Here is a 14,683-nt window from a genome sequence, read left to right on the forward strand (position 1 = left end):
ATGCTCCTCGGCTGGAGCGCCCTGGGGCGCGGAACAGGAGACGCTGCGGGACGGGCACCGGCGTACTCATGCGGGCAGCCAGCGCCGGACACAGGCGATGAGGTCGCGCGTGTCGACGGGCTTGGTGACGTAGTCGCTGGCGCCAGAGGCGAGGCTCTTCTCCCGGTCGCCGGGCATCGCCTTCGCCGTGACAGCGATGATGGGCAGCTCGGCGTACTGAGGCATCCTGCGGATCTCGGCCGTCGCGGTGTAGCCGTCCATCTCCGGCATCATCACGTCCATCAGTACGAGCGCGACGTCAGGGTTCGTGACCAGCGTCTCGATGCCCTTGCGCCCGTTTTCGGCGTGCAGGACCCGGAAACCGTGGAGTTCCAGGATCCCGCTGAGCGCGAACAGGTTCCGCGCGTCGTCGTCGACGACGAGGACGGTGTGGCCGGCAGGCTCATCGTCAACGGGGTGCGGCGTCAGACGCTGGGGTTCCTCGGGCCGGACCAGGGCCAGTACCTCCCCGGGTTCCTCGGCGGACAGGTGCAGGGCGATGCGCTCGCGCAGTTCGTCGAGGCTGGACAGGAACTCCAGTGCCCCGCCGGACGAGCGGGACCGCAGTGTCTCTTCCACGGACATGTCCGTGGGGTGACTGCTGTGCACCAGCACCGGCACGCTCGCCAGCGCCGAGTCACCCTCCAGGGCCTGAAGGAACCGCGACGCCTCGCCGTCCTGCATGCCCAGCTCCAGGACGACGCAGTGGCACGGTTCGGCCGCGAGGGCGCCCGCCGCCTCCTGCGCCCCGACGGCGGTGATGATGTCGACCGAGGGCCGCTGCCCACCGTCTTCCCGGCCGAGCGTCAGGTCCGCGACCACGCTCTCCGCGACGAGGGTGAGCAGACCGCGCGGCCGCTCCTCCACTACAAGCAGGCGCCGGGGCCGCGTTTCGGGCCCGAGCTGGGGCATCGGGGCCGGGCGGGACAGTCCCCCGGGGAGGGGCTCGGCCGAGGCCCGCTCCGGGGTCCCGCCGTGGCCGAGCAGTTCCTCGAAGTCTGCACGGGCCACGGGCAGGAAGAGCGTGAACGTACTGCCCTGGCCGGGCGTGCTGTCCACTGTTACGACACCCCCGAGCAGATGGGCGATCTCCCGGGTGATGGACAGGCCGAGACCGGTGCCGCCGTACTTGCGGCTCGTCGTGCCGTCCGCCTGCTGGAAGGCGCCGAAGATCGTCTCCAGCTGCTGCTCCGGGATGCCGATGCCGGTGTCCTTCACGCGGAACGCCACCACGGCGCCACCGCGGAGCACGCCCTCGGGCACCTCGTCGTCCGCCGCCGGCTCGATGCTCAGCTCCACACGGCCCCGCTCGGTGAACTTCACGGCGTTCGACAGGAGGTTGCGCAACACCTGACGCAGCCGGGAGTCGTCCGTGAGCAGGTCCGCGGGCGCGCCGGGAGCGGTCGTCACCGCGAACTCCAGGCCCTTCTGCGTCGTCATGGGCCGGAAGGTGGCCTCGACGTAGTCGATGAGCTGCCGCAGCGCCACCCGCTCGGGCGCGACGTCCATCTTCCCGGCCTCGACCTTCGACAGGTCGAGGATGTCGTTGATCAGCTGCAGCAGGTCCGAGCCGGCGGAGTGGATGATCTGCGCGTACTCGACCTGCTTGTGAGTGAGGTTGCGGGACGGGTTCTGGGCCAGCAACTGGGCGAGGATGAGCAGGCTGTTGAGCGGGGTGCGCAGCTCGTGGCTCATGTTCGCCAGGAACTCCGACTTGTACTTCGAGGCCAGCGACAGCTGCTGGGCACGGGCCTCCAGTTCCTGCCGCGCCTGCTCGATCTGCAGGTTCTTGGCCTCGATGTCCCGGTTCTGTGCCGCCAGCAGCGACGCCTTCTCCTCCAGTTCGGCGTTGGAGCGCTGCAGCTCCTCCTGCTGTACCTGCAACTCCGCCGAGCGGGCCTGGAGTTCGGCCGTCAGACGCTGCGACTCCACCAGGAGCTCGTCGGTACGGGCGTTGGCCACGATCGTGTTGAGGTTGACGCCGATGGTCTCCATCAGCTGGGCCAGGAAGTCCTGGTGGATCTGTGTGAAGGGGGTGACCGACGCCAGTTCGATGACGCCGAGGACCTGCCCCTCGACCACGATGGGCAGCAGGACCAGCGCGGTCGGCACCACTTGGCCGAGCCCCGAGGAGATGGTCACGTAGCCGGGTGGCAACTCGTCCACCGTGATGGTGCGCCGACTGCGTGCGGCCTGGCCGACCAGGGTGCGACCGAAGGCGATGCGGGTGGGCCGGCTGCTGTCATCGGGGTAGCCGTAGGAGCCGACGAGCCGCAGTTCGGGCCCGTCGTCGCCGTCCTCGGCCAGGTAGAAGGCACCGTACTGGGCCGACACCAGGGGGACCAGCTCGTCCATGATCAGCTCGGCCACGACGGGCAGATCGCGGTGGCCCTGCATCAGGCTCGAGATACGGGCGAGGTTGGTCTTGAGCCAGTCCTGTTCCTGGTTGGCCCGGGTGGTCTCGCGCAGGGACTCCACCATGGAGTTGATGTTGTCCTTGAGCTCGGCGACCTCGCCGGACGCCTCCACGGTGATCGACCGCGTCAGGTCGCCCTCGGCGACGGCGCTCGCGACCTCGGCGATGGCGCGGACCTGCCGGGTCAGGTTGCCCGCCAGCTCGTTGACGTTCTCCGTGAGGCGTTTCCAGGTGCCCGAGACGCCCTCCACCTCGGCCTGTCCGCCGAGGCGTCCCTCGGTGCCGACCTCGCGGGCGACACGCGTCACCTCGTCGGCGAAGGCGGAGAGCTGGTCGACCATCGTGTTGATCGTCGTCTTGAGCTCGAGGATCTCGCCGCGGGCGTCGACGTCGATCTTCTTCGACAGGTCGCCCTTGGCCACCGCGGTCGTCACCAGCGCGATGTTCCGCACCTGGCCGGTGAGGTTGTTGGCCATCGAGTTGACGTTGTCGGTGAGGTCCTTCCAGGTGCCGGCGACGTTCGGCACGTGCGCCTGTCCGCCGAGGCGGCCTTCGGTGCCGACTTCGCGGGCGACGCGGGTGACCTCGTCGGCGAAGGCGGACAGCGTGTCGACCATCGTGTTGATGACGTCCGCCAGCGCCGCGACCTCGCCCTTGGCCTCGACCGTGATCCGCTGCGACAGGTCGCCGCGCGCCACGGCGGTGGCGACCTGGGCGATGGAGCGGACCTGGCCGGTCAGGTTGGAGGCCATCACGTTGACGTTGTCGGTGAGGTCCTTCCAGGTTCCCGACACGCCGCGTACCTGGGCCTGTCCGCCGAGGCGGCCTTCGGTGCCGACTTCGCGGGCGACGCGGGTGACCTCGTCGGCGAAGGCGGACAGCTGGTCGACCATCGTGTTGATGGTGTTCTTCAGTTCGAGGATCTCGCCGCGGGCGTCGACGGTGATCTTCTGGGAGAGGTCGCCCTTGGCCACCGCGGTCGCGACCAGCGCGATGTTGCGGACCTGGCCGGTGAGGTTGCCCGCCATGAAGTTCACGGAGTCGGTCAGGTCGCGCCAGGTGCCCTTGACGCCCTTGACATCGGCCTGTCCGCCCAGGCGGCCTTCGGTGCCGACTTCGCGGGCGACGCGGGTGACCTCGTCGGCGAAGGCGGAGAGCTGGTCGACCATCGTGTTGATGGTGCTCTTGAGCTCCAGGATCTCGCCGCGGGCGTCGACGGTGATCTTCTGGGAGAGGTCGCCCTGTGCCACCGCCGTGGTCACCTGTGCGATGGAGCGGACCTGGCTCGTGAGGTTGCCCGCCATGTGGTTCACGGAGTCGGTCAGGTCGCGCCAGACGCCGGCCACACCCGGCACCTGGGCCTGTCCGCCGAGCCGCCCCTCGCTGCCGACCTCGCGGGCGACGCGGGTGACCTCGTCGGCGAAGGCGGACAGCTGGTCGACCATCGTGTTGACGGTCTCCTTCAGCTGCAGGATCTCGCCGCGAGCGGGCACGTCGATCTTCTGGGAGAGGTCGCCCTTGGCCACCGCCGTGGCCACCTGGGCGATGTCGCGGACCTGTGTGGTCAGGTTGCCCGCCATGGCGTTCACCGAGTCCGTCAGGTTGGCCCAGGTGCCGGAGACGCCCGGCACCTCCGCCTGCCCGCCGAGCGTTCCCTCGGTGCCGACCTCGCGGGCCACACGGGTGACTTCGGAGGTGAACACGGACAGCTGGTCCACCATGCCGTTGAAGACCTTGGCGATGTCGCCCATGAGGCCGTCGGCGTCATCCGGCAGGCGGGTGCCGAAGTCCCCGTCCCGTACGGCCGTCAGGCCGGCCAGGAGCCACCGCAACTCCTCATCGCCCGGGACGGCATCGGCGCTCCCGGTACTGTTCTTGGTCATACGCACCCTTGTTCCGCTCCCCAGGAGTCCTGCGCATTGAGGACTCCGAACCCCTCCGGACCGATCGGCGGCCCGCGCTGTCGTGCGTGCATTTCCGCAGTTCACGGATCTGCGCGATGAGGAAATACGCCGAAGGCTAACCCATGTTCCGGACGCCGAACAAAGTCTGGGGCCAAGTCGGGAGGAAGGGCCTCCGAACAAGGGCGGAGCGTGCATGCCCGTGAGAAACAGGGGTACCGAAAAAAGTTTTGAGCCGTCCTCCATTCCGGAGGCGGTTGTCGATGACAAGCGGCTTGCCAGGAAGAAGCCGGAGGGGCAGGGAGGAAGTTCTCCCTGCCGCGGTGGCTCGGGCGCTCCTCGCCCGCGATCACCCTCGGTTACTATGCTCACTTCGTGCCGGAGGCCGGAAGCAAGGGGCGCCTCCGAAGCTGGTCGTGGAATGCAAGCCTGAACAGACGGGTGGCCCGGGAATGTTGAAAGAGGTCACCGCGACCCGCTACATCACGCCGCTGCGCGAGGGCGGCTCTCTGCCGGGACTCGTCGAGGCCGACGACTTCGGGACGTACGTCATGAAGTTCACCGGCGCGGGACAGGGCCGCAAGACGCTCGTAGCCGAGGTCGTCTGCGGGGCACTCGCCCGCCGCCTGGGCCTGCGGGTGCCGCGGCTGGTGACGATCGAGCTCGACCCGGTGCTGGCGCTCGCCGAGCCCGACCAGGAGGTGCAGGAACTCCTCAGGTCGAGCGGAGGGCGCAACCTCGGCATGGACTTCCTCTCCGGCGCGCTCGGCTTCGACCCCCTCGCCTTCGAGGTGAGCTCCGAGGAGGCCGGGCGGATCGTCTGGTTCGACGCCCTGGTCAACAACGTCGACCGCTCCTGGCGCAACCCCAACCTGCTGGTGCGGCGGGGCGAACTGTGGCTCATCGACCACGGCGCGACCATGATCTGGCACCACAACTGGCCCGGCGCCGCAGCCTCCGCCGCCCGCCCGTACGACGCCTCCGACCACGCGCTGCGGCCCTTCGCACCGGACGTCGCCGCTGCCGCCGCCGCGCTGGCACCCCTGGTCACCGAGGAACTGCTGGCCGAGGTCACCGCCGAGATCCCCGACGCCTGGCTCGTCGGCGAACCCGGCTTCGACACGGCGGACGACCTGAGGCGGGTCTACGCGCGGCCGCTGCTCGCGCGCGCCGCCGTCATCCACGAACGCATCCAGGGGGTCACGTGAGCGAGCGCCACATCATCAGGGCCGGCCAGGGCGGCGGCCGGGACCTGTTCGAGTACGCCCTCCTGAGGATCGTCCCGCGCGTCGAGCGCGGCGAGTGCATCAACGCCGGGGTGCTCGTGTACTGCCGCGCCCAGGCGTACGTCGGGGCGCGCACCCACCTCGACGAGGCCAGGCTGCTCGCCCTCGACCCGGACGCGGACGTCGCCGGCGTACGGGCCGCGCTGCGTGCCGTGGAGGGGGTGTGCGCCGGGGGAGCGGCGGCCGGACAGGCCGCGGGGGACGACGCCGGGCGGCGCTTCCGCTGGCTGATCGCGCCCCGCTCCACGATCGTCCAGCCCGGCCCCGTGCACACGGGTCTCACCACCGATCCGGCGGCCGAGGCGGAGCGGCTGCTGGAGTTGCTGGTGCGGTGACCGACCCTCCGCTCGGGAGCGCATGCCCGGCGGCGCATGCCCGGCAGGCATGCCCGGAAGAGGTCAACTCCTGCGGCGTTTCACCAGGTAACCGGCCGTCAGCGCGCCGCCCGTGACGAAGGCCAGGCCGATGGCGATGTCCCAGTCACTCGGCCCGCTGGTCGACGCGCCGCCCAGCCCGCCCCGCACGCCACGGGCCGGGGTGGCGGTGTGGGCAGGTGTGGCGGTACGTGTGGCGGTCGGCGTAACGGTAGGTGTGGCGGTCGGCGTAACAGTAGGTGTGGCGGTAGGCGTGACGGCGGGAGTCGCGGGCCTCATGGGACGGGACGTGGAGGAGGTGAGACCGTCGCCGCGGCGCGGCAGCACCTCGCAGGCGATGCCGTCGTCCGGGCCCTGATCCTCGTCGAGTCGGTGGGGGTCGTTCGGGTCCGCGTCGAAGACGGCCTGCGCGTCCTCCTGGAAGGTGAAGTCGCGGCAGTCGAGATCCTGAGCGTGAGCGGGGTCGGCCAACGGCACTATCGCGGCGATCGCGAACAGCGTGCCGACGGCACCGGTGCGACGGCGCATGGAGCGCCTCCTTTCCGGCCACGGGTGGCTCGCGCTTCGACGCTAGGGGCCGTGCGGGGCGGCGGCGCGCAGCCGTAGGCCGATCGGGTGCCGGGGCGGGCGTCATCGCGCGAGGATGAGGGAGGCGCGCGTCCGCCGTGCGTCGGTCCGGCAAGGAATGGATCACACGCACCCGGTCGGCCGTTGACACCGGGTGCCAGGGCTTCTAGCGTCACGTCTGCTGAAGGTACTAAGCGGTCGCTCACCGATGAGCGGTCCGCAGGAGCCGCATCCCAAGGGCGAGGAGAAGCAGCAATGTCCACCACTGAGCAGCGGGTCGCCGTAGTCACCGGTGCCGCGCGCGGCATCGGCGCCGCCACCGCCGTACGACTGGCCGCCGAGGGCCGCGCGGTCGCCGTGCTCGACCTCGACGAGGCCGCGTGCAAGGACACCGTCGAGAAGATCACCGCCGCCGGCGGCAGGGCCATCGCGGTCGGCTGCGACGTCTCCGACGAGGCCCAGGTCGAGGCGGCCGTCGCCCGCGTCGCCGAGGAACTCGGCGCGCCGACGATCCTCGTCAACAACGCGGGCGTGCTGCGCGACAACCTGCTGTTCAAGATGAGCGTCTCCGACTGGGACACGGTCATGAACGTGCACCTGCGCGGCGCCTTCCTGATGTCGAAGGCCTGCCAGAAGCACATGGTCGACGCGGGCTTCGGCCGGATCGTCAACCTGTCCTCGTCCTCCGCGCTCGGCAACCGCGGCCAGGTCAACTACTCGGCCGCCAAGGCGGGCCTGCAGGGCTTCACCAAGACCCTCGCCAAGGAGCTCGGCAAGTTCGGCGTCACCGCCAACGCCGTCGCCCCCGGCTTCATCGTCACCGAGATGACCAAGGCCACCGCCGAGCGCGTCGGCATGGGCTTCGAGGACTTCAAGGCCGCCGCCGCGAGCCAGATCCCGGTGCAGCGCGTGGGCGAGCCGGAGGACATCGCCAACGCCATCGCCTTCTTCACCGGCGACGCGGCCGGCTTCGTCTCCGGCCAGGTGCTGTACGTCGCCGGCGGACCGCTCAACTGAGGGGCAGGGACATGACTTCCACGGAACTCCCCGAGCCGTCGGGCAAGGTCGCGCTCGTCACGGGCGCCAGCCGCGGCATCGGCTACGGCGTCGCCGAGGCGCTGATCGCGCGCGGCGACCGCGTGTGCATCACCGGCCGCAACGAGGAGGCCCTGAAGGAGGCCGTCGAGAAGCTCGGCGCCGACCGCGTCATCGGCGTCGCCGGCAAGGCCCACGACGAGGCCCACCAGGCGATCGCCGTCGAGCGCACGATGGAGGCCTTCGGCCGCGTCGACTTCCTGGTCAACAACGCCGGGACGAACCCGGTGTTCGGGCCGATCGCCGACCTCGACCTGAACGTGGCGCGCAAGGTGTTCGAGACCAACGTGATCTCGGCGCTCGGCTTCGCCCAGAAGACCTGGCACGCCTGGCAGAAGGACAACGGCGGCGCGATCGTCAACATCGCCTCCGTCGCGGGCCTCGCGCCCTCGCCGTTCATCGGCGCGTACGGCGTCAGCAAGGCCGCCATGATCAACCTGACCGTGCAGCTGGCGCACGAGTTCGCGCCCAAGGTGCGGGTCAACGCGATCGCCCCGGCCGTCGTGAAGACCAAGTTCGCCCAGGCCCTGTACGAGGGCCGGGAGGCGGAGGCCGCCGCGGCCTACCCGTTGGGCCGGCTCGGCGTGCCCTCCGACATCGGCGGCGCCGCCGCCTTCCTCACCTCGGAGCAGTCCGACTGGGTCACCGGCCAGACGCTGGTGGTCGACGGCGGCATCTTCCTGAACGCCGGCGTGGCCTGACACGCACCGCTTCGGCACGGGCGCCCGGTGACGCAAGGGCGCCCGTGCCGGCGTCCAGGCGGTGACAACGTCGTCATGGACGTCGGCCCGGTGCCCCGGTCTCAAGAACCGGTACGGGGAGGGCCGACGGGCGGGACGCTGCGGTATGGTCTGCCGACCCTTGGTATGGCAGATCGAGGAGCGTGCGCGTGTTCAACCGGAACCGATGCCTGCGGCGGGTGGCGGCCATCGCGTCCATATGGTCCCTGGTGACCGGGTGCGGCGTCCTGTCGTCCGACACCCCGGACGACGAGGGACCGATCGTCCTGGGCACCACCAGTGCCCCGAGCACGCTGGACCCTGCCGCCTCCTGGGACAGCTCCTGGGAGCTGTTCCGCAACATCTACCAGACGCTGCTCAGCTACCCGGTCGGGGCGACCACGCCCCAGCCCGACGCCGCCGAGAAGTGCGGCTTCTCCGACAGCTCGAACCAGGTGTACCGCTGCGAACTGCGCAAGGGCCTGACCTTCTCCAACGGCGATCCGCTCGACGCGCAGGCGGTCAAGCACTCCATCGACCGGATCCGGAAGATCAACGTCAACGGCGGGCCCGCCGGTCTGCTGGGCAGCCTCGAGCGGGTCCAGGCGCCGAGCGAGCGGGAGGTCGTCTTCCGTCTGAACAAGCCGGACGCCACCTTCCCGTTCGTGCTCGCCACGCCCGCCATGTCGATCGTCGCGCCCGACGACTACCCCGCGAACGCGCTGCGCGAGGACGGCGACATCGTGGGTTCCGGGCCGTACACCCTCCGGTCGTACGAGGACGGCAAGCAGGCCGAGCTCGTGAAGAACGACCGCTACAAGGGCTACGCGGAGCACCGGAACAACGCGGTGACCGTCCGCTACTTCCAGGACTCCGCCGCCATGGTCAAGGCGCTGCGGGACAAGGAGATCGACCTGACCTACCGCGGTCTGGCCGCGGGCGACGTCATCGAGCTGCAGAGCAGGACCTCCAGGTACCAGGACATCCAGCTGATCGACGGCACCGGCACCGACATCAACTACCTGGTGTTCAACCCGAAGGACCCGTGGGCGAGCAAGAAGCCCGTACGCCAGGCCGTCGCCCAGGTCGTCGACCGGGCGGCGATCGCCCACAAGGTCTACAAGGACACCGTCGACCCGCTGTACTCCATGGTCCCCAAGGGCCTGACGGGCCACACCACGGGCTTCTTCGACGACTACGGCGACCCCAGCGTCGCCAGGGCGCGCAAGATCCTCACCGACGCGGGCATCACCCAGCCCGTGCCGCTCACCCTCTGGTACACCTCCGACCGCTACGGCTCGGAGACCGCCCTGGAGTTCAAGGAGCTCGAGCGCCAGCTCGAGGACTCCGGCCTGTTCACGATCACCCTCAAGAGCCGTCCCTGGAAGACCTACGTCGAGGGCTACCAGAAGGGCGAGTACCCGGTGTTCGGCCGTGGCTGGTTCCCCGACTTCCCGGACGCCGACAACTTCATCGCCCCGTTCGTCGGCGAGCAGAACGCGCTCGGAACGCCCTACCCGGCGCCGCGCATCACCAACGACCTGCTGCCCCGGTCGCGCCGGGAGAGCGACCGCGCGAACGTGGTGAAGGAGTTCGAGGAGGCGCAGCGGATCCTGGTGGACGACGCGCGGCTGCTGCCGCTGTGGCAGGGCCGGCAGTACGTGGCCGCGAGCCGGGACATCTCGGGCGCGGAGCGGGCCCTGGACCCGTCGACGATCATGATGACGTGGGAGCTGTCCCGGAAGACCAGCTGGTAGACCGGGACAGGGCCCGTCCGCGGGGCCGGTTGTCAGTGGTCGCCGGTAGGTTCTGTGGCCGGGAAGTGACCACACACGTGAGGACGTTGACGTGACCGACATCGCCATGCTGCCCGAGTCCTGGCGCGGGGTTCTGGGTGACGAGCTGCAGCAGCCCTACTTCAAGGAGCTGACCGAGTTCGTCGAGGAGGAGCGGGCGAAGGGTCCCGTCTACCCGCCGCGCGAGGAGGTCTTCGCCGCCCTGGACGCGACGCCGTACGACCGGGTGAAAGTGCTGATCCTCGGCCAGGACCCTTACCACGGCGAGGGTCAGGGGCACGGCCTGTGCTTCTCCGTCCGGCCCGGGGTGAAGATCCCGCCGTCCCTGCGGAACATCTACAAGGAGATGCACGAGGAGCTGGGCACGCCCATCCCGGACAACGGCTATCTGATGCCGTGGGCCCGGCAGGGCGTCCTGCTGCTCAACGCGGTGCTCACGGTCCGCGGCGGCGAGGCGAACTCGCACAAGGGCCGGGGCTGGGAGAAGTTCACCGACGCGGTGATCCGCGCGGTGGCCGAGCGGCCCGACCCGGCGGTGTTCGTGCTGTGGGGCAACTACGCGCAGAAGAAGCTCCCGCTGATCGACGAGACCCGGCACGTGGTCGTCAAGGGCGCCCACCCCTCGCCGCTGTCGGCGAAGAAGTTCTTCGGCTCCCGGCCGTTCACGCAGATCAACGAGGCCGTGGCCCGGCAGGGGCACGAGCCGATCGACTGGACCATCCCGAACCTGGGCTGAGCGCCACCGGGCCGGTCCTCCGCCGGACCGGCCCGGTGCCGCCTGACCGGGATCGTCCGCGCCTGCGGTTAGCGTCGGGGCAGGACAGCCGGCGAGTGGTGCGGAGGGCGCGGTGGCGGAGCGACAGGGGCAGGCGGCGCCGGACGCCGTGCTGACGCGGATCGGGCAGGTCGTCCTGCTGCATCACGCCGGGGACCGCGAGGAGGCCCGGCACCGCTTCCTGGACCTGTGGGCGGAGATCGGCGAGCACGGCGATCCGCTGCACCGCTGCACGCTGGCCCACTACCTGGCCGACACCCAGGACGATCCCGCGGACGAACTGGCGTGGGATCTGCGGGCGTTGACGGCCGCGGAGGAGGCCGGTGGCGACCGGCCGGCCGAGGCAGCGGTCGCGGTCCGCGCGTTGTACCCGTCGCTGCATCTGAATCTGGCCGCGGACTACGTCAAGCTCGGCCGTCGCGAGGCCGCCCGCACCCACCTGCGGTGGGCCCGCGGGGCGGCCGACGCGCTGGCCGACGACAGGTACGGGGACGGCGTGCGGGCGGCCATCCGGGAACTGGAGTCGCGGCTCGGTGAGGGCGGGGGGACCGGGGGGACGTGGGGGCCGCCCAGACAGCGGCCCTAGGCGGCATGCGGCCGCCGGTTCGCGTGCGGCCGCTCGCAGATCGCCCTCAGCCTCCTTGCCCCGTCAACGCCCGTACGTCTGCCGGCAGATCGTCGCCTCCGGGCTGTCGGCCCGCCATCCCCCGTACTTCCTGCCCAGCGCGCACACGTCCGCGCTCTTGTCGACGTCTCGCTGGACGTCGCGCCGCACCGACTCGGAGACATCCGGGATGTCGATGTGCGGCCGCTGCGGGTGCCGCGCCTCCGGCCTGCGGGATTCCGGGTGTGCCGAGCGAGGGCCGCGGTCCTGGTGGTCGGACGGCCGCTTCCGCTCCGGCGCGGGCGCCGCGGGAGCGGCACGGCGTGACGTCGTCGCGGTCGGCTCCGGGGACCGGGACCGGGACCGGGACGGGCCGATGAGCTCCAGGGCCTCCCGTGCCGGGGCCTGCACGATCTGGGTCTCCCTCCGGCCGTCCGGCCGGGGCGCGGGAGGCTGGGACGGCGCCGCCGACGGGCCGGGGACAGGGGGACGCTGGACCGTCGTACAGCCGGAGAGGGCCGAGACAGCCACGGTCACAAGGAGCGTTGCTGTGGTGGTCGTTCGATGCACCCGCGCCACTCTGCTGGGTCCGGCCGGATGCCGAACAGCGGACAGGCGGAGGATGCCCCGCACGGGTGATCTCCGTCCCCGTACGGAGGTCGCGTCCCCGCCGGGGCTGACGTCAGTCGCCGGTGGCGCCGTCGAGGCGCTCGCGGATCAGGTCGGCGTGGCCGTTGTGGCGGGCGTACTCCTCGATCATGTGGGTGTAGATCCAGCGGAGGTTGTACCGCTCGCCGGTGCGGCGGTGCCTGCCCTCGGAGATGTCGTCCAGGCCGAAGCGGGCCGCGTTGTGCCGGGCGGCCTCGATCTCGGCCTGCCAGGTGGTGTACGCCTCCTGCCAGGTGTCCGCCTCGGTGAGGTGGAACGCGCCGTCCCGGTCCTCGTCGCTGAAGTGGATCGGCGCAGCGTCCTCGCCCGCCAGCACCCGGCGGAACCAGCTCCGCTCCACGTCCGCCATGTGCCGCACCAGCCCCATCAGGGACAGCTCGGAGGGCTCCACCGAGGCGGACTTCAGCTGGTCGTCGCTCAGGCCCTCGCACTTCCACGCCAGGGTCTGCCGGTGGAACTCCAGCCAGCCCTCCAGCATGGTGCGTTCGTCGGCGGTCGTGGCGGGCATACGGCGCTCGGTCGTCATACCCGCATCCTTGCCCAGCGCCGCCTGATCCCACCAACGGGTTTTCAGCCGCCGAGCATGCCGTCCAGGAGTTCCCGCAGGCTCGCCCGCACCTCGTCCAGGCTCGGCACCCGCGCGCTGAACGACCCGGCCACGCACGAGAACAGCAGCCCGTCCGCCCAGGCCACCAGCGACAGCACGTGCCGGTCCGGGTCCGCCGAGCCCATCGCGGTGACCATCGCGGCCAGCTGGTCGCGGAAGCGGGCACCCGTCGCGTCGAAGTAGGCCCGCAGCTCGGGACGGCGGGTGGCCTCAAGGGCCAACTCGTAACGGGCAAGGGTCAGTTCGCGGTTGCGGGTCAGGGCACGGTGCGTCGCCAGGGCCAGCGCGTCCACCCGCGAGCCGCGTCCGGCCCGCGGGTCCGGCATCTCGTGCAGCGCCAGCACCCGCGCCTCACGCTCGGCGAGGCGCCGCACCGCCAGTTCCAGCAGCGCCTGGCGGGTCCGCGCGAGGTTCGAGGTGGAGCCCAGGGGGAGCCCGGCCGCCTCGTCGACCGCCCGGTGCGTGAGCCCGCGCATCCCCCGCTCCGCGAGCAGGGCGAGCGCGGTGTCGGCGACGAGATCGGCGCGTGAGGCGCCTGCGGTGCGAACGGACATGGAGGTCAACCTATCCGCCGCACTACGGCTGTAGTACAGTCGACGCGTACTACAGATGTAGTGCGGATGCTTCGGGTGCGAGGAGGAGCCATGGCACGGGCGAAGCGGGCCGTCGTGATCGGCGGCGGGATCGGGGGCCTCACCGCCGCGGCGGCCCTGCACCAGCGCGGCCTCCAGGTGACCGTGCTGGAGCGGGCCCGCTCACTGGAGCCGGTCGGCGCGGGCATCTCCCTGGCCCCCAACTCCCTGCGCGCGCTGGACGTCATCGGGCTCGGCGACGCGGTCCGGGACCTCGCCGCCTGGTCGGGCGACGGGGGACTGCGCTCCCCGGGCGGGCGCTGGCTCTCGCGTTCCAGTGCCGCCGAGGCGGCCGAACGGTTCGGCGGCCCGCTGGTCCTGCTGCCCCGCGCCACCCTCATCGACAGCCTGGCCGCGCGACTGCCGCCGGGCACCGTCCGCACGGGCGTCGCGGCGACCGTCGCCGACCCCGGCGCCGCCGGCCGCCCGGCCCGCGTCAGCACCCCCGACGGCGAGCTGGAGGCCGACCTCGTGGTGGCCGCGGACGGCATCGGCTCTGCCGTACGCCGTGTCCTGTTCCCGGACCACCCCGGTCCCGTCTACTCCGGATTCACCACCTGGCGTCTGCTGATCCCGGTGCCCGGCGTGCGGTTCGCCTCGCACGAGAGCTGGGGCCGGGGCCGCATCTGGGGCACGCACCCGCTCAAGGACGGCCGGGTCTACTCGTACGCCGCCGCCCTGGCCCCCGCCGGTGAGCGCGCGCCCGACGACGAGAAGGCCGAACTGCTGCGCCGCTTCGGCGACTGGCACGACCCCGTCCCCGCCGTGCTGGCCGCCGCCCGCCCCGAGGACGTGCTGCGGCACGACGTCCACCACATCACCGAGCCCCTGCCCGCCTACCATCACGGCCGGGTCGCCCTGGTCGGCGACGCCGCGCACGCCATGCCGCCAACGCTCGGGCAGGGCGGCAACCAGGCCATCGAGGACGCGATCGTGCTCGCCCACCATGCCGACGATCTGCCCGCCTACACCGCGGCCCGGCTGCCCCGGACGACGGCCATCGCACGCCAGGCCGTCAGGATCGCCCGCCTCAACCTCATGAGGAACCCCGTCGGGATCGCCGTACGCGACACCGCGGTCGCCGTGCTGTCGAAGGCCGGGCCCGCGCTGCTCCTGCGGAGCTTCGACGGGATCGCCGGCTGGCGGCCTCCGCAGCAGCCGTATGCTTCCCAGCAGGCTTCAGCAGGCAATCCCCAGAAGGAG

The 14,683-nt window shown here is 71.2% G+C and carries 12 protein-coding genes and 1 pseudogene; 8 read left to right on the forward strand and 5 right to left on the reverse strand.

The features are described from left to right. Nucleotides 1-66 precede the first annotated feature (66 nt). Entirely contained in the window at nucleotides 67-4,338 is a 4,272-nt protein-coding gene (locus ACYVMZ_RS34465) for a HAMP domain-containing protein (protein ID WP_461086820.1), read from the reverse strand. Between the two features lie 470 nt (nucleotides 4,339-4,808). Here ACYVMZ_RS34465 and ACYVMZ_RS34470 point away from each other — a divergent pair, with 470 nt between their 5' ends. After that, nucleotides 4,809-5,564, forward strand: coding sequence for a HipA family kinase (locus ACYVMZ_RS34470; protein WP_461086822.1), 756 nt, complete (start codon nucleotides 4,809-4,811; stop codon nucleotides 5,562-5,564). After that, complete coding sequence (locus tag ACYVMZ_RS34475) at nucleotides 5,561-5,977, forward strand: DUF3037 domain-containing protein (protein ID WP_461086824.1); 417 nt, start codon at nucleotides 5,561-5,563, stop codon at nucleotides 5,975-5,977. The genes ACYVMZ_RS34470 and ACYVMZ_RS34475 overlap by 4 nt, the downstream gene beginning before the upstream one ends. Nucleotides 5,978-6,040: 63 nt before the next feature. Here ACYVMZ_RS34475 and ACYVMZ_RS34480 read toward each other — a convergent pair whose 3' ends face one another. Further along, nucleotides 6,041-6,544, reverse strand: a complete 504-nt coding sequence (locus ACYVMZ_RS34480; RefSeq protein WP_461086826.1) for an excalibur calcium-binding protein — start codon at nucleotides 6,542-6,544, stop codon at nucleotides 6,041-6,043. A gap of 294 nt (nucleotides 6,545-6,838) precedes the next feature. Here ACYVMZ_RS34480 and fabG point away from each other — a divergent pair, with 294 nt between their 5' ends. From fabG to ACYVMZ_RS34505, 5 genes are all read left to right on the forward strand, one after another. Further along, nucleotides 6,839-7,600 (forward strand): 3-oxoacyl-ACP reductase FabG, encoded by a 762-nt coding sequence (fabG, locus tag ACYVMZ_RS34485; protein ID WP_461086828.1) that lies wholly within the window; start codon nucleotides 6,839-6,841, stop codon nucleotides 7,598-7,600. Nucleotides 7,601-7,611: 11 nt separating this feature from the next. Continuing rightward, nucleotides 7,612-8,379, forward strand: a complete 768-nt coding sequence (locus ACYVMZ_RS34490) for an SDR family oxidoreductase (RefSeq protein ID WP_461086829.1) — start codon at nucleotides 7,612-7,614, stop codon at nucleotides 8,377-8,379. Between the two features lie 188 nt (nucleotides 8,380-8,567). Continuing rightward, a complete protein-coding gene (locus ACYVMZ_RS34495) occupies nucleotides 8,568-10,154 on the forward strand; it encodes an ABC transporter substrate-binding protein (protein ID WP_461086830.1) in 1,587 nt (528 codons plus the stop codon). A 91-nt stretch (nucleotides 10,155-10,245) separates the two neighbouring features. Beyond that, nucleotides 10,246-10,929, forward strand: coding sequence for a uracil-DNA glycosylase (gene ung, locus ACYVMZ_RS34500; RefSeq protein WP_461086831.1), 684 nt, complete (start codon nucleotides 10,246-10,248; stop codon nucleotides 10,927-10,929). A 112-nt stretch (nucleotides 10,930-11,041) separates the two neighbouring features. Then, nucleotides 11,042-11,554, forward strand: a complete 513-nt coding sequence (locus ACYVMZ_RS34505) for a hypothetical protein (RefSeq protein ID WP_461086832.1) — start codon at nucleotides 11,042-11,044, stop codon at nucleotides 11,552-11,554. 63 nt (nucleotides 11,555-11,617) lie between these two features. Here the strand turns inward: ACYVMZ_RS34505 and ACYVMZ_RS34510 are convergent, their stop codons facing one another. The 3 genes from ACYVMZ_RS34510 to ACYVMZ_RS34520 all read right to left on the reverse strand — a co-directional run bounded on the left by ACYVMZ_RS34510 (nucleotide 11,618) and on the right by ACYVMZ_RS34520 (nucleotide 13,402). After that, nucleotides 11,618-11,983, reverse strand: a complete 366-nt coding sequence (locus ACYVMZ_RS34510; protein WP_461086833.1) for a hypothetical protein — start codon at nucleotides 11,981-11,983, stop codon at nucleotides 11,618-11,620. A gap of 271 nt (nucleotides 11,984-12,254) precedes the next feature. After that, nucleotides 12,255-12,767 carry a DinB family protein gene (locus tag ACYVMZ_RS34515; RefSeq protein WP_461086834.1) on the reverse strand — a complete coding sequence of 171 codons (513 nt, stop codon included), beginning with the start codon at nucleotides 12,765-12,767 and terminating at the stop codon, nucleotides 12,255-12,257. 44 nt (nucleotides 12,768-12,811) lie between these two features. Continuing rightward, complete coding sequence (locus tag ACYVMZ_RS34520; RefSeq protein WP_461086835.1) at nucleotides 12,812-13,402, reverse strand: TetR/AcrR family transcriptional regulator; 591 nt, start codon at nucleotides 13,400-13,402, stop codon at nucleotides 12,812-12,814. Nucleotides 13,403-13,492: 90 nt separating this feature from the next. On the opposite strand from ACYVMZ_RS34520, the pseudogene ACYVMZ_RS34525 reads away from it, so the two are divergent. Then, nucleotides 13,493-14,668, forward strand: a pseudogene (locus ACYVMZ_RS34525) (FAD-dependent monooxygenase); the annotation flags it as partial. Nucleotides 14,669-14,683 lie beyond the last annotated feature (15 nt).

The organism is Streptomyces deserti, from assembly GCF_054782695.1.

Bases quoted from the DNA above. Each gene is read 5' to 3' on its own strand.
- ACYVMZ_RS34515 (WP_461086834.1), bottom strand. From the start codon at position 12,767: ATGACGACCGAGCGCCGTATGCCCGCCACGACCGCCGACGAACGCACC.
- fabG (WP_461086828.1), top strand. From the start codon at position 6,839: ATGTCCACCACTGAGCAGCGGGTCGCCGTAGTCACCGGTGCCGCGCGC.
- ACYVMZ_RS34470 (WP_461086822.1), top strand. From the start codon at position 4,809: ATGTTGAAAGAGGTCACCGCGACCCGCTACATCACGCCGCTGCGCGAG.
- ACYVMZ_RS34465 (WP_461086820.1), bottom strand. From the start codon at position 4,338: ATGACCAAGAACAGTACCGGGAGCGCCGATGCCGTCCCGGGCGATGAG.
- ACYVMZ_RS34480 (WP_461086826.1), bottom strand. From the start codon at position 6,544: ATGCGCCGTCGCACCGGTGCCGTCGGCACGCTGTTCGCGATCGCCGCG.
- ACYVMZ_RS34490 (WP_461086829.1), top strand. From the start codon at position 7,612: ATGACTTCCACGGAACTCCCCGAGCCGTCGGGCAAGGTCGCGCTCGTC.
- ACYVMZ_RS34520 (WP_461086835.1), bottom strand. From the start codon at position 13,402: ATGTCCGTTCGCACCGCAGGCGCCTCACGCGCCGATCTCGTCGCCGAC.